Below are 21,192 nucleotides of genomic sequence, written 5' to 3' on the forward strand. Positions count from 1 at the left end.
CCTGTTCCTCAATAGGGGTCGATAGCGTCGCGCAGACCGTCGCCGAGCGCATTGAAGGCAAAGACGGTGATCAGCACGAAGATGACGGGCGACAGGATCCAGGGATAGGAGCCGATCACCGAGAAGGTGCCGGTATCCTGCAGCATCAGCCCCCAGGAGATCAGCGGCGGCTTCACGGCAAAGCCCAGGAAGCCGAGGAAGCTTTCCAGCAGCACCACCGATGGAATCGCCAGCGTGATGGACACGATGATGTGGCTCAGCACGTTGGGCAGGATGTGGCGCGTGATGATGCGGGCATCCGATGACCCCACCGCGATGGCGGCACGCACATATTCGATGCGGGCCAGCGACAGCGTCTTGGAGCGCACCTCGCGGCTCAGTTGCGCCCATCCCAGCACCGCCATGACGAAGATGACGAAGGACAGGAACACGTTGGAGGGTGCCGTCACCGGAATGAGCGATGTCAGGGCGAGGTAGAGCGGCAGTTGCGGGAAGGCCAGCACGAACTCGACGAAGCGCTGCACCCAGTTGTCCAGCCGGCCACCAATGTAGCCTGACGTGATGCCGACCAGCGTGCCGACAATGGTGGTCAGCGTCACCACGGCCAGGGCGATCATCAGGGAGATGCGCGAGCCGACGATACCGCGCGACAGGATATCGCGGCCAAACTTGTCGGTGCCGAGCAGCTGGATCGGCCGCCCATCGGTGGTGCCGAAGAAGTGGATGTTGGACGGAATGAACCAGAAGAAGTTGTAGCTGTAACCTTCGACGAAGAATCCGGTTGGCGTTGGATTGTCCTTGATGAGGCCGGTCAGGGGCTGGAAGGTGATGGCGTCAAACTCACCCGTATCGCCAATGGGATAGACGTAGGGGATCAGGCTGAAATTGCCGTCCTTGTCCTCGAAGGCGATAACGTCAGGCGGCGCGAAGGGCAGGTTTGCCTCTTTGGGATCCATCGGCGCGAAGAAATCGGCGAAAATGGAAATCACCAGCAGCAGCGTGATCAGCACCAGGCCGATCATGCCCATGGTCGAGCGGCGGAAGCGCCGCCAGACCAGCGTGGCATAGCCTTCGTTGCCGGCGCCGAAGCGTCCAATGGTCGGGGCAGGGGGCACATCTGCCTCCTGGGCAGGCGTTGGCATCGGGCCGACGCTGGCGTCTGTCGGCAGGGGAATGGACGAGTGGGTATCGACGGTCTTGGTCATTCGTTGCCTCCCCCAAGCCGGATGCGGGGGTCGAGGGCGACCAGCAGCACGTCCGAGATGATATTGCCGATGATCAGCGTGGCGGCGAGCACCAGCATGAAGGTGGCGGTGACATAGACGTCGCCGACGCCCATCGAGCCGACGATGGCGGGGCCGACGGTGGCGAGGCCGAAGACGATGGCGACTTCGATTTCACCAGTCAGCATATAGGGCAGCACCACGCCCTGATAGGCGACCAGCGGATGCAGGGCGTTGGGCACGGCATGCTTCATGATCACGGCGCCTTCGGGCAGGCCCTTGGCACGGGCGGTCTCGACATATTGGCTGTTGAGCACATCGAGCAGGTTGGCCCGCATCACGCGCATATTGTAGGCGAGACCGCCGAAGGTGGCGATGAAGATGACCGGCCAGATATGGGTCATCAGATTGACGAACTTGTCCCAGCTCCAGGGTGCCCCGCCATAGCGGGCGGAGAAGAACATGCCCACTTCACTGACATTGAGCCGGAACACCAGGAAATAGAGGATGATGATCGCCAACAGGAAACGCGGGATCGTCATGCCGAGGAATGAGATGATGCCCAGGGTCGTGTCGACCCAGGAATATTGCCGCGTTGCCGCGAGGATGCCCAGGCCGATGCCGAGGAAGGACGCGAGAATGTGGCAGGTCAGCGCCAGGATAATGGTAGCGGGCAGGCGCTCGGCCACGACCTGGCCAACTTCCTTGTTATAGAAGAACGAGTGGCCGAAATCGAAGCGGGTGACGATACCGGTGATCCAGCGCACGTATTGCACGATGATCGGGTCATTGAGGCCGTTGGCTTCACGGTAGATTTCCGCCTGTGCTTCGGCTTGCTCGGCGGGAACACCGCCCTGATTCATCAGCATGGAGCGGATGGTGTCGCCGTAGTCGCCCGGAGGCGCCTGGATGATGGCGAAAGTCACGATGCTGAGCAGGAACAGCAGCGGGATCGCGCCAAGGACGCGGATGGTCAGAAATCGAAGCATGGCCGCAAGCCTTTCATCTGGTGGGCAGGGGGATCGCTCCCCCTGCCGAGGTTCATGCTGGCGTCAGATCACATCGGGCCAGCCGATCCCGGAGCGCCAGGAAGCGTCTCGGGATGCAGCTCGAAGTCGCCCTGTGCGTCGGCCGGTACGAAGACACGCTCGCGGATAATGTTGTCTTCGGCCCAGTTGAACATGAAGATCGGGGCACCCGCCGGGATATTGGCGAAGCGCTTGTTGATGATCAGCGCACCCGGATACTGGGTGAGACCAACCGAGTAGACATTCTCGGTGAAGGTCCGCTGATACTTCTTCATCAGTTCGACACGTTCGGCATTGTCGCTGGTGGCGATGAATGCGTTCACGGTATCGACCAGTTCCTGTTCGAACGGGAGCAGGTCGAGCGTGCCGTCAGTGCCGGCGCGGTGGAACGGGTGGGTGCGTGGGCCGGTCGGTGCAAGGGCAGATGTGCCCTGGACTACCGAGACGACTTCCGAACCCTGGCGTTCAACCGACCAGTCAAACTGACCAGCTTGCGCCATGTCGTCACGTGCCGTGCCTTGCTGGAAGTTGGCGATCACACGGATGCCAAGCGGTTCCATCTGCTGGATGACGCCTTCAGCCAGATTGGTGTCGGTGCCGTAGTCGGTATTGGCCAGCAGGGTGATCTCGACGTCGCCGCCGCCTGCAGTTCCCGCCGGGAAGTTGCGGACGCCGTTGCCGTCGGTATCAACCAGCCCGATGCCGTCGAGCAGGCCGTTCGCTGCGTCCACATTGTACTGGTAGTACACGGTGGAAGCCTTGTCGTAGTAGGTCGTGCCGGCATAGAGACCGCCGGGATAGATGGCAGTGAACGGGCCGCGAACCAGCGAGTCACCCAGACGCTGACGATCGAGGCCAATGGTGATGGCCTTGCGGAAGTCCAGGTTCCGGTTGAGTTCACGGACGGCCTGAGCGCGCTCGTCGGGTTCGCCCCAGCCATTGGCCGAGAAGTTCATGCGAATGGTATAGCCGATGGTGCGCGCACCGAACTGCAGGCGGGCCGGTGCAGATTCTTCTGCGGAGCGCTTGAGCGCTTCGATGAAGCTTTCGGCCTGTTCAAGGTTGGAGAAGTCGCCCGAACCGGCAACAGCCTGCACGTCGCGATCAGCCCAGGTGCTGAGGCGATAGTGCATTTCGTTGAGGTAGGGGAGCTGGTTGCCGGCCTCGTCGACCTTCCAGTAATAGGCGTTACGGCGCAGCACGATGATATCGTCAGGACGGTACTCGACCGGCACCCAGGCGCCCATGACCGGTATGTTCATATATTCCGGCGGGAAGGCGTTCTTGTATTCTTCGTAGGTATTGTCGGCGTTGTACTTAGGATGCTGCGGCTTGAGGATATGGCTCGGGCCGGGGCAGAACGTGCCATAGGCCATCGCGTACAGATACTGGGTCGGACGGACTTCCTTGAAAGTCCATTTGATGGTGTAGGGGTCGAGCGCTTCGAGCGTCGTGCCCACGCCGAACGTCTCGGGCGTACCGCCGTTCAGCGGAGAGACGTTGGTGTCCATGATGTTGTCGTTCCAGTAGAACATCACGTCGTCGGCGTCGAAGGGGTCGCCGTCGGACCACTTGGCACCCTCGATGAGCTTCATCGTGAGCACGTGGCCATCCTCGGACCATTCCCAGCTCTTGGCCAGGTTCGGCAGGGGCTCGAGTTCATCGGCCTTGACCGTGAACAGCGGGCCGGTGCGCGTCAGGCACTCGGACATTCCGATATCGATGCCGCCCCAGCCCTGGGACTGGCCGCCAATGTAGTTCCAGCCTTCCGGGCGGCCGCCAATGACATGGCGCATGGTGTCGCCATAGACGCCGATGCCATCGGGCATATTGGCGGTCTTGTAGACCATCGGCTCCTTGGGGAGACGCTCGGCGACGGGCGGCAGCGTGCCGGCCTCGACATATTTCGAGGTTACCCAGTCAGGTTCGTGGTATTCCGGCAGCGCCTTGTATTCAAGAATGTCGGAAACGCTGACGAAGATGGGTTCGCTCTGCGCGGAGAATTCCGGCGGTTCCGGAAGTTCGGCCGTCAGTTCCTGGGCCGGAATCGCCAGCAGCGAGACGCCCAGCATCAATCCTGCCCCGCCTAGGGCAATCGTGTGTCTTTTCATAAAACCTCCCATAGCATCGGGCCGGCATTGATTGCCGCCGTCCGGACACTCCCATCCGGTCTCTTCCCGTGCATGAGACTAAAACGTACGCCTTGCCATGGCCGAAGCAATCCGGAATGATAGAGACTTATTCCGGTTTTCTAAGAAAATGGCGGATAAGTATGACTGTTGATATTGCGTTACGTACGCCAGGGCAGCGGGAGCGGGCGCCGCGCCCCACTCCGCGCCCAGACCGCAGCTTCTATTCCTCGGGCAAGGCCTTTGGGCGGTTCGGGATCCGCTCCTTCGCACCCCAGATCATGCCCTATGCGCATACCCACGGGCATATCGAATTCAACTGGCTGACGCGCGGCACCATGGATTACGTCTTCGATGGCGGCCCTGTCACGGTGGGGGCAGACCGGCTGGTGGCCTTCTGGGCTGGCATTCCGCACCAGACGATAGGGTTGAGCCCGGACACGCTCATGGGCCGTCAACTCAACATCTACCTGCCGATGGATGCGTTTCTCGAAATGCCGCAACTCGGTCGACTCACCGAGACGCTGATGGGCGGCGGGGTCATCCAGCTCAACCCTGACTGCATTGGCCTGGAATCCCTCGACCGCTGGCATCAGGATTATCGCAGCGGCAATGCGCTGCGCACCGACATCGTGCGCGCCGAGATCGGCACCATGTTCCGCCGCGCCGCCATTACCGGCTGGGATACGCTGCTGCCCGCCTGGGTGGAGGGCACAGGCACGCGCACGCGGACCGGCTCGCCCGTGCGCTACGTGGTGCGCATGGTGCGCCATATCGTGGAAAACATCACCGATCCGCTCAGCGCCGAGGACATTGCCAGGGTGGTGGGGCTGCACCCCAACTATGCCACCAACCTCTTCACCAAGGTGATGCATATCTCAGTGGTCAAATTCGTCACCCGCATGCGCCTGATCCGGGCCCGGTCGCTGCTGTTCGACGGCAGCCTCTCGATCGCAAACGTGGCGTTTCAGGCGGGGTTCGTCAGCCAGACCCAGTTCTACGAGCACTTCCGCAAGGCGTACGGGATGACGCCGAGCCAGATGCGGAAGGACACGATCGAGGGCTGAGGGGGCTGGAATGGGGTGGAATGCGGACTGGCTGGTATTAGTCCGGAAATCTCATAAGCTGACATGGTCGAGCGCCCAAAATACCTCGGCAAGAATCGCCAGGGTGGACAACAGATGACTGGCGGATCCCTATGAAAATGAAGATCCGGCATTATGTGGCCGTCGTCGTATTGATTGGAGTCGCCGTTGGTGTGCTTGTCCTGCACGCCAACGTTTTGTCGATCTCACTGAACGGATATTCGTTCGCCTACCACGACATTGCCAGACACTTCCTTGGAATGCCGCCTCTATATGTCCGCGACAGGGGAACGACCCCAGACAATGCCTTCTGTGGCAACCCGAAGCTGATAGAGGAACTGCGGAAGCCGCCCGAAGACATGGTGTGCATCGCAGATTTCCTAGACGTACGCGCCCGAGAAAATTGCAGTCCGGTTGCCACCGCCCAAATTGTCCCGCCCTATGTCTTTCCATACTCCGACACGCTGGTCACAAACATTGCCGTAACGGTGGATAATGCTAGTGATGTAGCCCTATTTATCGAAAGTTCGTCGGAACAGGCGCTTCTGGATATGCGAGCTAATGTGCAACGGGCCGGTGGATTCCTACCGCGAGGAAACAAGAAGGTGCTGTTCAATCAGTGCGTCGGTTACGGCACCATTTCGGTAATCCAGAGCTATTTCGGACAATGGTAGCCCAAGGGGGCCACCTCGGTATGGGCGCGATTGCAAGCTCGTAGGGCGCACTAGATGACGATTCTTGAAATAGCAAAAAGTAACGCTTACCTAGTAATCCGCGCAATATGCGGTGGTTCTCTTCTTCGTCAAATTGCTCTGGCCGCAATTACTTTTTTGGTTAGTACAGTGGTTACTATACTTGTTGGTTTGACGATGGATTTCCTATTCAAAGGGACGCTCTTGGTTGCGCCTGTAGTCATATTGCTTTTGCTTCCATGCCTTCCTTTTCTCATGTTGTCGATGAGCATGATCGTGGATTTTCTTTGGACGGTGACCGGTGTGTATCGCTCACTCTCACTAGAGGATCGCCATATGGCGAAGGCGCTCATTCGAAGAATCCCTGCGCAATAGCGGCAATCACCTCCATGGATCGTCTGAGGATTCCGGGCAAATGTTCGCTGCTGTCGAGATGCAAGGCATGGCTGGAGCGACCGTCCGAAACGGGGCGATAGCGGTCTAGGTCCCTGATCCCGTTTCGCCAGTGGCCGCAGTGGGGTGGATTGCGGACTGGCGGCCATTAGTCACAGGCTGGTCGAAAGCAGACACCCATCGCGCTGGCGTCGTGCAGAAAGACCAGCCAAGATGATGGCCTCCCGAAGCACCCTGGCGGCACCATGCTTTCAAAGAACTCTGCAGTCTTATTCGATGTGGGCGGTCCCCTGGACACAGAGGTGCGACTGGTCGAGACAATGGCACACTCCATTATCGATGCCCTTCACCGCCGAGGAATCGAAGCCGATGCTGCACGATACGCAAGAGCAGTTGAATATGCGGTGTCCACCTATGCACCAGAGGATTTTCCAGCCATCGTCTGGCACATGACTGGCGGTGACGCCGCCGCCAGCGTTGAAATTTGGAGCGAAGTGTCTGGGTATCTTCAGTCTGAACGCCGAGCCGCCCTGTTCACCCCAAGGGAGGGCATGAGGGAACTGCTGGTGAGCTTGCAATCGCGAGGGGTCGCGTTGGGGCTGGCAGCCAATCAACCCCCATCGGCTCTTGAAGCGCTAGACGCTGCACAACTGGGCCAGTTTTTCGCATGGCGCGGGGTAAGCGGCACATTGGGATACCGCAAGCCTGACCATCGTCTTTTCTTAGCCGCGTGCGCTGGCCTAGGCGTTGCGCCAGAAGCATGCGTCATGATCGGTGATCGCATTGACATAGATATCGCCCCAGCGTCGCAACTCGGCATGGCCACGGTTCTCTTCAAAACGGGTCACCACCGGGCCCAGCGCCCGCGCTCGTGGCTTGAGATGCCAGATTACGAAGTATCGTCGGTTGACGAGTTGGCGAAGCTCTTCTCTGCATGGTGACTGCTTCGTAGTCTCTGAACAGCTCGACCCAAAGGCGGCAATGGGGTCGCCAGCGGTCCGGCGGCTTTGACGGCACGATGATTGCCAGTGCCCGTGGCTCGGAGGGGGTGGGTTGCGGACTGGCGGCTTCTCGCTATCTTCGGAAGAAAAGAGCCAGCATAGTAACCCAGCATAGTAACATTGGATCGGTGTTGGGGTGTCCGTCAAAGTCTGGTTTCAGCCCCTTCCTTACATGTTGGCAGTGCTTTGCGCGGTGATCGTCGCTACTGGCGGATTCGGACCACCATTGGTAATCATTGTGATGGTGCTGGTGATCCCAGTGGCCTGGCTGGTCTTTCTTCCATCCACCTTATTGTGCCTCTGGCTGCTGCGTCAGCGTCGTTGGCGCGCGTTGTGGGCTTATCTGCTCATGTGGTCATTATCAGCGGTGTCAACCGGAGCGATCATGCTGCTAATTACACACTGGCCGATCCAGAATTCCAACCTCGAGCAATTTGGACAGAAATTAATCGCCATCGCGGTTGGTGGGCTTGTGGCCGGTTACGTGTACTGGGGGACCGAAAGGCGCTGACGCCAACGGCGGCTTTGCGGAGCCAGTCGAATATGCGGGAACGACCGAAATGGGGTCGATAGCTGCCATAAGCAGCAGGTTGGCTCACCGCCCGGCGCCCCCAACCACGATGTCATCCCGGCGAAGGCCGGGATCCATCCTGAGGTCTGGCGGCGACATCGATGCCTGGGCGGGCGGGAGAGTCCGAGCTCGGCACCTCCGTGCCATTCGGGCATAGCCCTCATGGCCTTAGGACCTGAAATCGCCCCACCGGAGCGATTTTGCCGCGAAGCGGCCGGTCCTAAGTATTGAACTTGAACAGCATCACGTCGCCATCCTTGACGACATATTCCTTACCTTCGTCGCGGGCCTTGCCGGCTTCCTTGGCTGCGACTTCGCCGCCCAGGGCCACGAAGTCGTCATAGGCGATGGTCTGGGCGCGGATGAAGCCGCGCTCGAAATCGGAGTGGATGACGCCGGCCGCCGCGGGGGCCTTGTCGCCCTTGTGGATGGTCCAGGCGCGTGATTCCTTGGGGCCCACGGTGAAATAGGTCTGGAGGCCCAGCAGGTCATAGGCTTCGCGGATCAACCGGTTGAGGCCGGGTTCATGCAGGCCCAGCGATTCGAGATATTCGGCCTGCTCGGCGTCGGGAAGCTGCGCCAGCTGGCTTTCGATCTCGGCGGAGATGATGACGACGCCGGCGCCATTGGCGTGGGCATAGTCTTCCACCGCCTTGCTCATGGCATTGCCGGTTCCGGCGGAGGCCTCGTCGACATTGCAGACATAGAGCACCGGCTTTGATGTCAGCAGCTGCAGCTCCTGGAAGGCCTTTTCCTCCTCTGCCGAACGCTCGACGAAGCGCGCCGACTTGCCCTCCCGCAGCAGCAGCAGCGCGCGATCGATCAGCTCGAGCGTCTGCTTGGCGTCCTTGTCATTGCCCTTGGCCTTTTTCTCGACGCCGGTGCGGCGCTTTTCGAGGCTTTCGAGATCGGCCAGCATCAGCTCGGTCTCGACCACTTCGGCATCGGCCAGCGGATCGACCTTGTTGGCGACGTGGATGATGTTGCCATCCTCAAAGCAGCGCAGCACATAGGCGATGGCGTCGCATTCGCGGATATTGGCGAGGAACTGGTTGCCCAGGCCTTCGCCCTTGGAAGCGCCCTTCACGAGGCCGGCAATGTCGACAAAGCTCATGCGGGCCGGCTGCACATTGATGGACTTGCCGATCTTGGCCAGCCGATCCAGTCGCGCATCGGGCACCGGGACCTCGCCCACATTGGGCTCGATCGTGCAGAACGGAAAGTTGGCGGCCGCGGCGGCAGCCGTGCGAGTCAGCGCATTGAAAAGCGTCGACTTGCCGACATTGGGCAAGCCGACAATGCCCATCTTGAAACCCATGGGGAAGCTCCGGAAACTGTTGGCCTCCACTTGGTTCGGATCGGCGCGGATGTCAATGCAAGGCGGCGCACTTCGCCTCCCTTGGGGTGCAGGCTACCCCCGGAGATAAACCTCTTTCGTCACGCCATTGGCAAAATTGGTGCTGCCGGCCAGCGCAAGTCCCGGCAGATGATGGCGGTCGATATGCTCGGTGCCCCGCCCCAGCGTCACCGGCATGACGAACAGCTCCAGCCGGTCCACCAGTCCCGCCGCCATCAGCCGCATGGCGAGGTCAGTGTCGCCCTGCACCCAGACCGTGCCATCGCCTCTTGCCCGCGCTGCGGCGACCATGGCTGCCGGTTCGTCGCTGACTGCCGTCACCGGGGCGCCGATATCGGCAAGCGGCGTGTCCGCGGGGATGATGCCCGGGATGGCGCCATAGGGCCATTTGCCCCCGGCGGCGATCTTGTCATAGGTGGCGCGCGACAGGATCACCGCGGTGACCGTGGCGATGAAGTCGTGAAAGCCCAGCTCTGGAATGAAATAGGGGCCCTGCCAGGCGGCCGAACCGTCAGAGTCGGTGACGAAACCATCCTGGCTCAGCGCCTGGAAGAAGACGACCTCGTGGTTCGACTGACTCGCCATGGCTTTCACTCTCCCCGCAGTTTTCTCAGCATGTCGGCCATCGGGCCGGTCTTGGGCAGTTCGACCTGCGGCTTGCTCGGGCGGGCCTGCCTTATATGGCTCTGCGCCTTGGGCGCGGGCTTGGCCTCAGCTTCGTCGGCGGGCCTCGTGGCGAGTGCCAGCTTGTTCATGAAGCCGCTGTCGTCGCCCTTGACCAGCATGTCGGCATGCTTGCCCACCGCGTCCAGCAGCGGCACGAGCCAGGCCTGGTCGGCCTTGGCAAAGTCGCCCAGCACGTGGTGGGTGACGAATTCCTTGCCCGGATGGCCGATGCCCAGGCGTACTCGCTTGTAGTCGAGCCCGATCTGCGGATCGATGGAGCGCAGCCCGTTGTGCCCGCCATTACCGCCGCCGATCTTGACGCGCACCTTGCCGGCGGCCAGGTCAAGCTCATCGTAGAGCACGATGATGTCCGAGGGCGGGAGCTTATAGAACTGGGCCACCTGCTGCACGCTGTCGCCCGAGCGGTTCATGAAGGTCTGCGGCTTGAGCAGGATGACCTTCTCGCCGCCGATATTGCCTTCGGCCAGCAGGCCACCATGCTTGGAGCGGAACTGGGTGATGCCATGGGCGCGCGCAATCGCGTCGAGGGCCATGAAGCCGATATTGTGGCGGTTGCCCTCATATTGTCCGCCCGGATTGCCCAGGCCCACAAGCAGCTTCATTCAAGCACTCCGGAAAACGAAAGAGGCGACCCGGAGGCCGCCTCAAACTCATAGCAGAAAATCGAGACGGCGCGATTACTCGGCCTTGGGCTCGGCAGCTGCTTCCGCTTCGCCTTCATCGCCAGCCGACTTGAGCGCCGACGGAGCAACGATGGTAGCGATGGTCACGTCGTCTTCGTGGCTGTGGTCGGAAACGCCGGCCGGCAGCTTGATCGAGGAGATGTGGATGGTATCGCCGATATCGAGACCGGTCAGGTCGACGGTCACTTCTTCGGGGATGTTGTCGGCACTCACGGTCAGGTCGAGCGTGTGGTGCACGATGTTCAGCGTGCCACCGCGCTTCAGGCCCGGGCTTGCTTCTTCGTTGATGAAGTTCACATGCACCTGGACGTTGAGCTTGGTGCCCTTGCCGACGCGGAGGAAATCCACGTGGATGGGGAAGTCCTTGACCGGATCAAGCTGGTAGTCGCGCGGAATCACGCGGTGCTTGGTGCCGTCAACATCGAGCTCGATGATGTGGCTCAGGAAGCCGCCAGCATAGATGTACTTGTGTGCATCCTTGTAGGCGAGGGCGATGGTGACGGGGGCTTTCTTGTCACCGTAGATAACAGCGGGAACGAGTCCCTGACGACGCATTTCGCGAGCGGCCCCCTTGCCCACTCCCTCACGCGCCTGTGCCTTGAGCACTTTGGTCGCAGCCATGGAAATATCCATTCTGGGTTGGTGTATGCGTCACTACAACAGCATACGCGCCCGTCCTCCAGGGGTGACGAGCGCTTCATGGCGCGGGCTATAGCTCAAAGGGGGGCGGCGGGCAAGCGGGAAGGGCCTAATCGTCCCGCAGCGTTGCCCGCTGTGCGATCAGATAGTGGCGCACGGCGTCGTCGGTGGCGAGGCCAATGGCCAGCGTGAGCGCTTCGTGGGCCTCGGTCTTGCGGCCGGCCCTGGCCGCCAAGTGGCCCCTGGCGGCCCAGTAGGGCTGATAGTTTTCCATGCGCCGGTCATCGGCGATGGCATCGAGGCTGGCCAATGCTGCTTCGGGACCGTCCGTCTCGGCCAAAGCCGCGGCGCGGTTGAGCAGGGCGACGGGTGAATGGGTCAGGTTCAATAGCACGTCATAGAGCGCCACCACCGAATCCCAATTGGGCCGTCCACTCACCCGGCGCGCGACATGCGCGGACTGGATTGCCGCCTCGATCTGGTAGCGGCCGGTCGACCCGGCCGCCCGGTTGGCCTCATGCAGCAGGGCCTCGGCCGCCAGGATCTGCGCCTCGTCCCACAGGTCGACATCCTGTGCGTTGAGCGGCACATAGGCGCCGTTCGCGTCGCGTCGCGCCTGTCGCCTGGCTTCGGCATAGAGCATCAACGCCAGCATGCCCTTGGCCTCGGCCTCGTCGGGCAACAGGCTCACCACCAGCCGCCCAAGCCAGATCGCCTCATCGGCCAGCCGCTCGGCCGCGGTGTCGCCGATTTCGGTCCAGCCCTTGGCATAGGCGGCATAGATGGCTTCGAGCACGGCATCGAGCCGCGCCGCCAGGTCCTCACGCTCGGGCACGGCGAAGGGGATGCCGGCTTCCCTGATCCGGGCCTTGGCCCGTACCAGTCGCTGGCCCATCGTCGTCGGCGGGATGAGGAAGGCGGCGGCGATGTCGATGGCCGACAGCCCCAATATGGTCTGCAGGATCAGCGGCGCCCGCATGCCCCGTTCGATGTCGGGGTGGGCACAGGCGAACATCAGCGCCAGGCGGCGGTCGGGGATCGCCTCGGGTTGGGCGCTGGCTTCTTCGAGTTCCTCGGTCATGAGCTGGATATGAACCTCCCCGGCCGTGCGGGTCTGCCGCCGCCGCGCCGCATCGGTCTGGCGGCGGCGGGCGACGGTCAGCAGCCACGCATCGGGGTTGGTCGGAATGCCGTCTTCCGGCCAGGATTTGAGCGCGCTGGCAAAAGCCTCCGCCAGCGCGTCTTCGGCGCCCGACACGTCGCGGGTGCGGGCAGCGAGAAAGGCGACGAGCCGGCCGTAGCTGTCGCGGGCCACCCGCTCGGCCGCCCGATGCGCCGCTGATGTCATCAAGGCGCGTTCTGCTCGACGATGGGCCGGATTTCGATGGCACCATATTTTGAGCTGGGGCAGCGGTTTGCCCATTCCACTGCCTGCTCGATGCCATCGACGTCGATGAAGAAGTAGCCGGCCAGTTGTTCGCGGGTATCGGCATAGGGACCGTCGAGCACATCGCTCTTGCCAGCCCGGTTGCGAACCACGGTCCCTTCCTTGCCCGGGGTCAGGCGCAGACCACCGGAAAAGCCGGCTCCGGCCTTGTTCAGTGCCTCGTTGAAGGCGGCCCATTCGGCCCACAACTCCTTCTGCGGCGCCTTGGCCATGGCTTCGTGGTCGTGGTGGATGATCATCATGTAACGCATTTCGAAATCCTCATGCTGGTCGGTGCGACATGCTCCGATGCAACAATGTCGGAGCGCCACGACGGCTTTCGACTTTTCGACCACAAAATATTCAAGCCGGCGCGGCCGGCATAGGCAGACATTCCATGACCTCCACCGAATCCCCCGGCATGAGGGTAAAATGCGGGTGGCTGCGGAACATCTCGGCGGCCGCCTCATGCGTCTCGGCCTGCACAAGCACATAGGCGGTGCAGGCATTCTGCGTCGGCGCGATGCCGTCCGGTGAGATGCGCAGGGTCTTGCCGAGTGGGGTGCCCTGGTCGACGATGGCGTCGCCGAGGCCAGCCGCCCATTTGCTCCACGCTTCCACCCCCGCCATCGTCCGTTGCTGCCTGGTAGGGCTGTCATCAGCGTCCCAGCGCGCCTTTTCCCTGGAGGTAGTCGAGCCGATATAGAGCGCCAGGAAATGCTTCATGTTCGTCTCCTAGGCGAAGGTGCGGATTTCGATCTTGCCCCAGCTCGCGGCAGGGCACAAAGCGGCCAGCCGGATGGCCTCGTTGATGTCGGGCGCCTCGATCAGGAAATAGCCGCCGAACTGCTCGCGGGTGTCGGCGTATGGGCCATCATGTACCTGCAGGTTGCCGTCGGCATTGGAAATGGTCTTGGCCGTGGTGGTGGGAAGCAGGCCGGCCGTGCTGACAAAGGCGCCCGCCTTCTGCAATGTCTCCTGATAGGCCATGAGCTGGCCCATGAAGCCTGCCATGTCCTCGGGCGAAATGGCGGCGCCGGCTTTTTCGTCGGCATACAGCATCAGCATGAACTTCATCGCATCTCTCCTTGCGGGCACCATAGCCCCTCAGGGCAATGTCGGGCGAGATGGGGGGGTTTCGACAGGGGACGCCAAACTTCCACCAACTACCGAGCTCCCTCCGGCTTGCCCCGAGGGCCATTCGCCGCTCGAGCCGTGCTGAGAGTGGTCCTCGGGTCAAGCCCGAGGGAACGCCGTGCGCATGACAACTGCGGCAGACTAGGCGGAAGCAAGAGAAGTCTAGTCGAATAGGCTCGAAACGCTCTGTTCGCTGGCCGTGCGGGCCACGGCTTCGCCGATCAGCGGGGCGATGGACATGCGGCGGATATTGCCGGCATTGCGTTGGGCTTCCGTCTCTTCGATGGAGTCGGTCACGACCAGTTCCTTGAGCATGGAGGCGGCGATGCGCTCGGAGGCGCCTTCGGACAGCACGCCATGGGTGATATAGGCCGACACTTCCTTGGCGCCGGCCTTGAGCAGCGCCTCGGCGGCGTTGACCAGGGTGCCGCCACTGTCGACGATGTCGTCGATAAGGATGCAGGTCTGCCCTGAGACGTCGCCGATGATGTTCATCACTTCGCTGACCCCGGCGCGCGGGCGGCGCTTGTCGACGATGGCGAGATTGGCGCCGATGCGGCCGGCGACATTGCGCGCTCGCACCACGCCGCCGACGTCGGGCGACACGATCATCACGTTCTTGATGTCGTAATTGTCCTGGATGTCGCGCACCATGACGGGTGCAGCGGTCAGGTTGTCGGTCGGGATATCGAAGAAGCCCTGGATCTGGCTGGCATGCAGGTCCAGCGTCAGTACGCGGTTGGCGCCCGCCTGGGTGATGAGGTTGGATACCAGCTTGGCCGAAATGGGCGTGCGCGGCGCCGATTTACGGTCCTGCCGCGCATAGCCGAAATAGGGGAGAACCGCGGTGATCCGGCGGGCCGACGAGCGGCGCAGCGCGTCCGTCAGGATCAGCAATTCCATCAAATTATCATTTGCCGGATAGCTGGTCGACTGCAGGATGAAGGCGTCTTCGCCGCGCACATTCTCATGCACCTCGACATAGACTTCCTTGTCCGCGAAGCGCTTGACCGTACAATCGGTGAGGGGCAATTCGAGATAACTGGCGACGGCCTGGGCAAGGGCTCGGTTGGAGTTGCCGGTCACCAGCTTCATGGGCGCGATCCTGTCTCAACCAATCCCCGATATCCGGGGATCATCCAGTTTCGCGGGCACCTTTATCGAGTCGCTCTCGGCGGCGCAACGCAACAAATGGATGAGGGGCGAAATGGGTAAACAGATCCGCTTGGTGCGGTTGCGGCTCCAGTCGTCCTTCCCTCCCCCTCGAGGGGGAGGGAGGCCCCGGCCCACTACTCTCTCACATCAGCCCGATAACAGCGATCTGCCGCCCGGTCGTGCCGCCCTGGTGGGTGGCGTAGCGATGGGAGAAATACTGCTCCGGATTGCCATAGGTACAGCTGCCGATCCGTTCGGCATCCTTCACGCCGGCTCGCTCCAGTTCCGCGGCCACAAAGCCGGGCAGATCGAAATGGGCACGACCGCCATTGCGGGTGGAGAAATGCCGCCAGCCATCGGGCCGCAGCTTGGTGAAATCTTCCATGAAGTGCGGCCCCACTTCATAGTTCTCGCCTGAAATGGTCGGGCCAATGGCGGCGACGATATTGGCGGGGTCGGCACCCAGCTCCACCATGGCGGCTACGGTATTGCCGACGATGCCGTCGACGGCGCCGCGCCAGCCGGCATGGGCCGCGCCCACCACGCCGGCCTGTTGGTCGGCGAGCAGGATGGGGGTGCAGTCTGCGGTCAATATGCCCAGCGCCAGCAGGGGCATGCGGGTCACCAGCGCGTCTGCCTCGATGGCCACATCGGCCACCGGGCGCTCGTTGAGTCGGTGCACCCTTGCGGAATGGACCTGCTTGAGCAGGAAGAGCTGGTTGCGGCGAAAGCCCAAAGCCTCGGCCGCACCGGTGCGGTTGATATCGACCGCGCGGGGCTCGTCGCCCACTGATATCGACATGTTGTTTTCGGCGAACTGGCCGAGCGAGCTGCCGCCCTTGCGCCCGAAAAATCCGTGCCGGACGCCCGCCAGGTCGGCAAGCGCCGCGCTTTGCTCGAAATGCTGGGTCATGGCGAAAATCCCTGTGGCAGCAGGCCGGGGCTGGCGGCGCAGAAAGCCTTGAACAGATTACCCATCTGCTCGGGGGCGACCAGCCTGGCCTTGGCTGTCGCAATATCGTCCGCGGATGCCGGATTGGCGGCGCTCAGCGCCCGAGCGCGTTCATTGATGCCCAGCCGCGTCAGGAACTGCCCCTGCGTGGCCAGCGGCTGCACGGCGAGGCCGGCATTGGCGGCCACATTGCCCAGCGCCTCGAAATCGACATGGGCCGACAGGTCGGTCTCCCCCGGCGCGTCGAGCACATCCGCATATTGATGGCGGCGCACGCCCTGCAGGGTTTCGCCGGTCTGGGTCCGCGCATAACCATAGTCGATGGCGAGGATGGCCCCGCCCTGGGTCGAGATGATGGCGGCCAGCCGCTTCATCACTTCGCCACTGGCCAGGCCCACCTCGAACACACTATTGGTTTCGGCATTGGCCACCGCCTCGGGCATCGCCGTTGCCGGGATGGGCGTCGGGTTAAGGCCGAAGCTGCGCTGGCCGTCGGTCAGGCCGACGACGCGTTCATGCCAGCCATCGTCCATGCGGACGAACTGGCGGATGGGCAGGGCGTCGAAGAATTCGTTGGCGACCACCAGCAGCGGGCCCTGGCCGACCTTGTCGAAGCTGTCGATCCACTTGGGCTCATAGGGTTCGAGCCGCGCATTCTGCTCGGCAATCAGCGCCGGATTGGTCTCGAACAGGCGCAGGTCGAGCGCGTCGCGGAAGCCCTCGGCGCGGCAGGCGACGCGCAGCATGTCGGCCATCAGCGTGCCGCGACCGGGCCCAAGTTCGAGCAGGGTGAAGGCCTTGGGGCTGCCCATCTGCTGCCAGAGATTGACGAAGAAGAAGCCGATCAACTCGCCGAACATCTGGCTGATCTCGGGCGCGGTGACGAAATCGCCCTTGATGCCGAGCGGGTCGTCGCTCTTGTAGTAGCCCTTGGTCGGGTGGGTCAGGCACAGCGCCATGTAGCTGGCGACCGACATCGGCCCGCTGGTGCGGATCTGCATGTCGATCAGTTCGGGGAGGGTGGGGGCTGGTTGATCAACCACGGACCAAACTCTCCCGCCTTGTCCCGGCCCACACCACCAGGCCCAGCCCCGCCAGCACCAGCGGCAGGCTCAGCAGCATGCCCATGGTCAGCCAGCCGCCATAGAGGTAGCCGAGCTGGATGTCGGGCAGGCGCACGAATTCGACGGCAATGCGCGACAGGCCATAGCCGATGCCGAAAATGCCGGCGACCATGCCGGGCCGGCGCAGCGCGTAAAAGACATGGGTGAACACCCGTATGACCAGGAACAGCAGCAGCCCTTCCAGCGCCGCTTCGTAGAGCTGGCTGGGGTGACGCGGCAACTGCTCGGGATCGGTGGGAAACACCACGCCCCAGGGCAGGGTTGTCGGGGCGCCATAGAGTTCGGCATTGATGAAATTGGCGATGCGCACCAGGAAGATGCCGATGGTCGCCACCGAGGCGATGAGGTCCAGGCCGCTCAGCCAGTTGCCATTGCCCTTGCGCCAGGTGAACAGCACCACGGCCAGCATCAGGCCGAGCATGCCGCCGTGATAGCTCATGCCGCCATCGAGCGTGTTGATGATCTCGGTGGGGTTCTGCAGGTAATAGGGCAGGTTGTAGAACAGCACATAGCCCACCCGGCCGCCGATCACGATGGCCAGCATGGTCCAGAAGGCAAAATCCCAGATATCCTTGGCGGCGAAGGGCGGCTCGCCCTTGTGCCAGAGCCTGCTATTGGCCAGCAGCAGATAGCCATAGGCGGCGCCCAGGCCGACGCCAAACAGATAGCCCAAGGCATACCAGCGCACGGCAAACGGCCCGATGGCAAAGGCGATTGGATCGATATCGGGGAAGGGCAAAACCAGCTCCTGCGGCAATCGGCCGGACCATTGCCGCTTCGGCCTCTCTGGTCAAGTCGGTGAGCGTATCCTAAGTAATGGCGTAAGGGGCCGAACCGAATGGGTATGCGATGAGCCAGAATAACAGGATCTTCGACGATCTGGGCCGATTGATGAACGAGGCTGCCGGCGTGGCCGATGGCGTGCGCCGCGAGGTCGAGACGGCCGTCAAGGGCCAGGCCCAGCGTTTCGTCGCCGATATGGACCTGGTCAAGCGCGAGGATTTCGACGCGCTGCGCGAGCTGGTGCAGGTGCAGGGCGAAGAGATTGACGCGCTTCGCAAGGAACTGGCAGCCCTCAAGGGCGCTGCGCCCAAAGCGAACTGATTTTGCGCTTCGCCGTTATCTCGGATGTGCATGGCAATGCACTGGCGCTCGACGCCGTGCTGGCCGACATCGCCCATCAGGGCGTCGATGCCACGCTGTGCCTTGGCGACCATGTCAGTGGACCGCTCGATCCCGCCGGTGCCGCTGACCGGCTGATGGCGCTCGACGGCCCCGTCATCGGCGGCAATCACGACCGCTGGCTGGCGCAGGGCCGCCGCGACGACCGTGATCTTGATGCCACCGACAGTTTTGCGCGGCAGCAATTGCGGGCCGACCAGCTTGCCTGGCTCGCTGCCCTGCCAGCCACATCAGTCTTCAATGGCGAAATCTTCCTCTGCCACGGCACGCCTGATAGCGATGATGCGCCTTGGCTCGATGGCTGGTATCACGATCGCCAGACGACCCTGCCTTCCGAGGCGGCCGTGACCCAGGCCGCAGCGGGCGTCGATTATCCCGTCATGCTCTGCGGCCACACCCATATCGCTCGATCGGTTCGCCTGCGGGACGGGCGGCAGATCATCAATCCGGGGGCTGTCGGCCTGCAGCTTGTGCACGGCTCGCCCGATGCGCGTTATGCTGTGATCGAGCGGCGCAATAGCCAGTGGTTCACCAGCCTGCGCGTGGTCCAATACGATCACCATGCCGCGAGCCTGCAGGCGGTCGGCAACGGCTTTCCCGGCTGGAAAGAAGCGCTGGCAACGGGTTGGGCCGATGCACATGGCCTGTTCTGATACCCAATAGCCTGTGAACGCGCAGTCGATGTTAACAGTCCGTTAACCTTAAGCCGCCCATCGTCATCCACAAGAGATTGCCGTCCGTGGCCCGCGTTGCGTCCCCTGAATCAGTGGGGCGGTGTAGGGTCTTTCATCAGGACGATTCGTAAGCCCTTGTGCGTGCGTACAGTTCCCTGAGTATCCAAAAACTGCCGGTCAACGGACGGAACCGTCGATGTCACTTCTGCAAGTCGAGCCCGATCGCAATGTCCACCCGGTGGACATTATCGAGCACATCGCTTCGATCAACGACTGGACCTTTGAACGGCAGGATGCCGACGAGATCTCGATCTCGGTCCGGGGCGGCTGGTCCGACTACCATGTCTCGTTCAACTGGATGGAAGATCTGGAGAGCCTGCATATTGCCTGTGCCTTCGATCTCAAGGTGCCCGAAGGCCGGCGGGCCGAGATCAAGCAGTTGATATCGCTCATCAATGAGCAGCTGTGGATCGGTCATTTCGACATCTGGAACAAGGAAGGCGTAGTGCTGTTCCGCAATTCGCACCTGTTGACGGGCGGCGCCGACGTCTCGCCGCAGCAATGCGAGGCGCTTCTGCGCTCGGCCACCGACAGCTGCGACCTCTATTATCAGGCGTTCCAGTTCGTGGTCTGGGCCGGCAAGTCCGCCGCCGACGCGCTCAGCCACGTCATGTTCGAGACGGTCGGCGAAGCGTGAGCGGCGCGCTCCGCCATATCGGCCCGGTCATGCTGGTCGGCGCTGGCAAAATGGGCCTGGCCCTGGCCCGCGGCTGGCTCGATGCCGGCCTGCCACCCAATCACCTGCTGCTGGTCGACCCGGCGCCAAGTCTGGCGGCGCGGCAGCTTGCCGAGGATTATGGCCTCAACCTCAATACCGATGCCAGCGGGCTGCTGCCCAATGTGCTGGTGCTGGCGGTCAAGCCGCAAGTCATGGACCCGGTCATGGAGTCGCTGCAGCCCATTGTCGGGCGGCATACGCTGGCCATTTCCATCGCCGCGGGCATCGATATTGCCCGGCTGTCGCGCGGGCTCGATATGGGCCGGGTCGTCAGGACCATGCCCAATACCCCGGCGCAGATCGGCAAGGGCATTACCGGCGCCGTTGCCGGCTCCGAGGTCAGCGCGGAGGACCGCGAGGTCGCCGAGGCCCTGCTGCGCGCCGCCGGCCCGGTGGTCTGGTTCGAGGACGAAGCACAGCTCGACGCGGTGACCGCCGTCTCCGGCTCCGGCCCGGCCTATGTGTTCCATCTGGTCGAGGCCTTGGCCGAGGCGGCGCGGCGCCAGGGCTTGCCCGATGCCATTGCCGAGCAACTCGCCCGGCAAACCGTTATCGGCTCGGCCGCCCTGCTGGAGGCCGATCCGGCGCCGCCGGCAGTGCTGCGGCAGAACGTGACGTCGCCCAATGGCACGACACAGGCCGGGCTCGCCGTGCTGATGGGGGAGCCGGGCTTGACCGATCTCATCGATCGAACGGTCGACGCAGCCCGCAAGCGCAGCGAGGAACTTGGCCGCGGCTAGCGGCCTGCCGACCGGCATATAAAAAGGGCGCGTCCCTCCAAGTTGGACGCGCCCCTCGATTGTTCAGGCTTGATCGTTCAAGCTGCCGTCAGGTTGTCGGCGGCGGACTTGCCCGTCCGCTTGTCCTTGACGATTTCGTAGGTGACCTTCTGGCCTTCGTCGAGGCCGTTCAGTCCCGAGCGCTGGACGGCGGAGATATGGACGAACACGTCCGCCCCGCCTTCGTCGGGCTGAATGAAGCCGTAGCCTTTTTGGCCGTTGAACCACTTTACGGTGCCAGTTGCCATGATGCGCGTTCCCTCGTGCAGTCGCTGCTGTAGGCGGTCCGGGGCCACTATTGACCAAGGACAGAGTGATATCGAAATATCGGAAAGTGACGTCAGCAGGCGGCGAATGGAATTCGCAGGATCAGATCGGTCGGCCGCAATATTCGATCAGGGGAGCGTAGCCCGAAAAAAATCTGTGTTCAATATCTGTTTACACATGACAAAGCGCCCGCCAGGAAAGCGCTTCCTGCCAGGACAAAACATAACGTC

At 62.4% G+C, this 21,192-nt stretch carries 25 protein-coding genes; 9 read left to right on the plus strand and 16 right to left on the minus strand.

The genetic code is table 11. The features are described from left to right. Nucleotides 1–8 precede the first annotated feature (8 nt). From IH615_RS06005 to IH615_RS06015, 3 genes are all read right to left on the minus strand, one after another. Entirely contained in the window at nucleotides 9–1,142 is a 1,134-nt protein-coding gene (locus IH615_RS06005) for an ABC transporter permease (protein ID WP_291360781.1), read from the minus strand. Between the two features lie 59 nt (nucleotides 1,143–1,201). Next, nucleotides 1,202–2,212, minus strand: a complete 1,011-nt coding sequence (locus tag IH615_RS06010) for an ABC transporter permease (RefSeq protein WP_291360640.1) — start codon at nucleotides 2,210–2,212, stop codon at nucleotides 1,202–1,204. A 68-nt stretch (nucleotides 2,213–2,280) separates the two neighbouring features. Continuing rightward, nucleotides 2,281–4,362, minus strand: a complete 2,082-nt coding sequence (locus tag IH615_RS06015; protein ID WP_291360641.1) for an ABC transporter substrate-binding protein — start codon at nucleotides 4,360–4,362, stop codon at nucleotides 2,281–2,283. Nucleotides 4,363–4,523: 161 nt separating this feature from the next. Between IH615_RS06015 and IH615_RS06020 the strand changes: the two genes are divergently transcribed. The 5 genes from IH615_RS06020 to IH615_RS06040 all read left to right on the plus strand — a co-directional run bounded on the left by IH615_RS06020 (nucleotide 4,524) and on the right by IH615_RS06040 (nucleotide 8,062). Further along, on the plus strand, nucleotides 4,524–5,447 hold the full coding sequence (locus IH615_RS06020) for a helix-turn-helix domain-containing protein (protein WP_291360642.1): 924 nt from the start codon (nucleotides 4,524–4,526) through the stop codon (nucleotides 5,445–5,447). 131 nt (nucleotides 5,448–5,578) lie between these two features. Then, entirely contained in the window at nucleotides 5,579–6,139 is a 561-nt protein-coding gene (locus IH615_RS06025) for a hypothetical protein (RefSeq protein ID WP_291360644.1), read from the plus strand. 54 nt (nucleotides 6,140–6,193) lie between these two features. Continuing rightward, nucleotides 6,194–6,532 (plus strand): hypothetical protein, encoded by a 339-nt coding sequence (locus IH615_RS06030; protein ID WP_291360646.1) that lies wholly within the window; start codon nucleotides 6,194–6,196, stop codon nucleotides 6,530–6,532. A 263-nt stretch (nucleotides 6,533–6,795) separates the two neighbouring features. Next, nucleotides 6,796–7,491, plus strand: coding sequence for an HAD family hydrolase (locus IH615_RS06035; protein WP_291360647.1), 696 nt, complete (start codon nucleotides 6,796–6,798; stop codon nucleotides 7,489–7,491). A 196-nt stretch (nucleotides 7,492–7,687) separates the two neighbouring features. Beyond that, nucleotides 7,688–8,062, plus strand: a complete 375-nt coding sequence (locus tag IH615_RS06040) for a hypothetical protein (RefSeq protein WP_291360650.1) — start codon at nucleotides 7,688–7,690, stop codon at nucleotides 8,060–8,062. A 280-nt stretch (nucleotides 8,063–8,342) separates the two neighbouring features. Here IH615_RS06040 and ychF read toward each other — a convergent pair whose 3' ends face one another. The 12 genes from ychF to lgt form a co-directional block, all read right to left on the minus strand. Further along, on the minus strand, nucleotides 8,343–9,440 hold the full coding sequence (gene ychF / locus IH615_RS06045) for a redox-regulated ATPase YchF (RefSeq protein ID WP_291360652.1): 1,098 nt from the start codon (nucleotides 9,438–9,440) through the stop codon (nucleotides 8,343–8,345). A gap of 93 nt (nucleotides 9,441–9,533) precedes the next feature. Continuing rightward, nucleotides 9,534–10,064: a dihydrofolate reductase family protein gene (locus tag IH615_RS06050; protein ID WP_291360653.1), complete on the minus strand. Its 531-nt coding sequence runs from the start codon at nucleotides 10,062–10,064 to the stop codon at nucleotides 9,534–9,536. A gap of 5 nt (nucleotides 10,065–10,069) precedes the next feature. Then, a complete protein-coding gene (pth, locus tag IH615_RS06055; protein WP_291360655.1) occupies nucleotides 10,070–10,768 on the minus strand; it encodes an aminoacyl-tRNA hydrolase in 699 nt (232 codons plus the stop codon). Nucleotides 10,769–10,843: 75 nt separating this feature from the next. Beyond that, a complete protein-coding gene (locus IH615_RS06060) occupies nucleotides 10,844–11,470 on the minus strand; it encodes a 50S ribosomal protein L25/general stress protein Ctc (RefSeq protein ID WP_291360657.1) in 627 nt (208 codons plus the stop codon). A gap of 127 nt (nucleotides 11,471–11,597) precedes the next feature. After that, nucleotides 11,598–12,836 carry a DUF6596 domain-containing protein gene (locus IH615_RS06065; protein WP_291360783.1) on the minus strand — a complete coding sequence of 413 codons (1,239 nt, stop codon included), beginning with the start codon at nucleotides 12,834–12,836 and terminating at the stop codon, nucleotides 11,598–11,600. Then, the gene (locus tag IH615_RS06070) at nucleotides 12,836–13,186 is read right to left on the minus strand and encodes a YciI family protein (protein ID WP_291360659.1); all 351 of its coding nucleotides are present in this window, start codon (nucleotides 13,184–13,186) and stop codon (nucleotides 12,836–12,838) included. The genes IH615_RS06065 and IH615_RS06070 overlap by 1 nt, the downstream gene beginning before the upstream one ends. A gap of 91 nt (nucleotides 13,187–13,277) precedes the next feature. After that, on the minus strand, nucleotides 13,278–13,640 hold the full coding sequence (locus IH615_RS06075; RefSeq protein WP_291360661.1) for a hypothetical protein: 363 nt from the start codon (nucleotides 13,638–13,640) through the stop codon (nucleotides 13,278–13,280). Nucleotides 13,641–13,649: 9 nt separating this feature from the next. Beyond that, a complete protein-coding gene (locus IH615_RS06080) occupies nucleotides 13,650–13,991 on the minus strand; it encodes a YciI family protein (RefSeq protein ID WP_291360663.1) in 342 nt (113 codons plus the stop codon). A gap of 222 nt (nucleotides 13,992–14,213) precedes the next feature. Then, nucleotides 14,214–15,146, minus strand: coding sequence for a ribose-phosphate pyrophosphokinase (locus IH615_RS06085; protein ID WP_291360665.1), 933 nt, complete (start codon nucleotides 15,144–15,146; stop codon nucleotides 14,214–14,216). A gap of 202 nt (nucleotides 15,147–15,348) precedes the next feature. Next, nucleotides 15,349–16,119 carry a peptidoglycan editing factor PgeF gene (pgeF, locus tag IH615_RS06090; protein WP_291360667.1) on the minus strand — a complete coding sequence of 257 codons (771 nt, stop codon included), beginning with the start codon at nucleotides 16,117–16,119 and terminating at the stop codon, nucleotides 15,349–15,351. Then, nucleotides 16,116–17,201: an SAM-dependent methyltransferase gene (locus tag IH615_RS06095; protein WP_291360669.1), complete on the minus strand. Its 1,086-nt coding sequence runs from the start codon at nucleotides 17,199–17,201 to the stop codon at nucleotides 16,116–16,118. The genes pgeF and IH615_RS06095 overlap by 4 nt, the downstream gene beginning before the upstream one ends. Then, complete coding sequence (gene lgt / locus IH615_RS06100; RefSeq protein WP_291360670.1) at nucleotides 17,194–18,021, minus strand: prolipoprotein diacylglyceryl transferase; 828 nt, start codon at nucleotides 18,019–18,021, stop codon at nucleotides 17,194–17,196. Before lgt ends, IH615_RS06095 begins: the two co-directional genes overlap by 8 nt. A 110-nt stretch (nucleotides 18,022–18,131) precedes the next feature. On the opposite strand from lgt, the gene IH615_RS06105 reads away from it, so the two are divergent. The 4 genes from IH615_RS06105 to proC all read left to right on the plus strand — a co-directional run bounded on the left by IH615_RS06105 (nucleotide 18,132) and on the right by proC (nucleotide 20,656). Further along, entirely contained in the window at nucleotides 18,132–18,386 is a 255-nt protein-coding gene (locus IH615_RS06105) for an accessory factor UbiK family protein (RefSeq protein ID WP_291360672.1), read from the plus strand. A gap of 2 nt (nucleotides 18,387–18,388) precedes the next feature. Next, entirely contained in the window at nucleotides 18,389–19,117 is a 729-nt protein-coding gene (locus IH615_RS06110) for a metallophosphoesterase family protein (protein WP_291360674.1), read from the plus strand. A gap of 217 nt (nucleotides 19,118–19,334) precedes the next feature. Next, the gene (locus tag IH615_RS06115) at nucleotides 19,335–19,835 is read left to right on the plus strand and encodes a YbjN domain-containing protein (protein WP_291360675.1); all 501 of its coding nucleotides are present in this window, start codon (nucleotides 19,335–19,337) and stop codon (nucleotides 19,833–19,835) included. Between the two features lie 29 nt (nucleotides 19,836–19,864). Next, nucleotides 19,865–20,656 carry a pyrroline-5-carboxylate reductase gene (proC, locus tag IH615_RS06120; protein ID WP_291360785.1) on the plus strand — a complete coding sequence of 264 codons (792 nt, stop codon included), beginning with the start codon at nucleotides 19,865–19,867 and terminating at the stop codon, nucleotides 20,654–20,656. Nucleotides 20,657–20,733: 77 nt separating this feature from the next. Here proC and IH615_RS06125 read toward each other — a convergent pair whose 3' ends face one another. After that, a complete protein-coding gene (locus IH615_RS06125; protein ID WP_046105238.1) occupies nucleotides 20,734–20,943 on the minus strand; it encodes a cold-shock protein in 210 nt (69 codons plus the stop codon). Between the last annotated feature and the right edge of the window lie 249 nt (nucleotides 20,944–21,192).

It is taken from the genome of Devosia sp. (assembly GCF_014860165.1).
Lineage (GTDB): Bacteria > Pseudomonadota > Alphaproteobacteria > Rhizobiales > Devosiaceae > Devosia.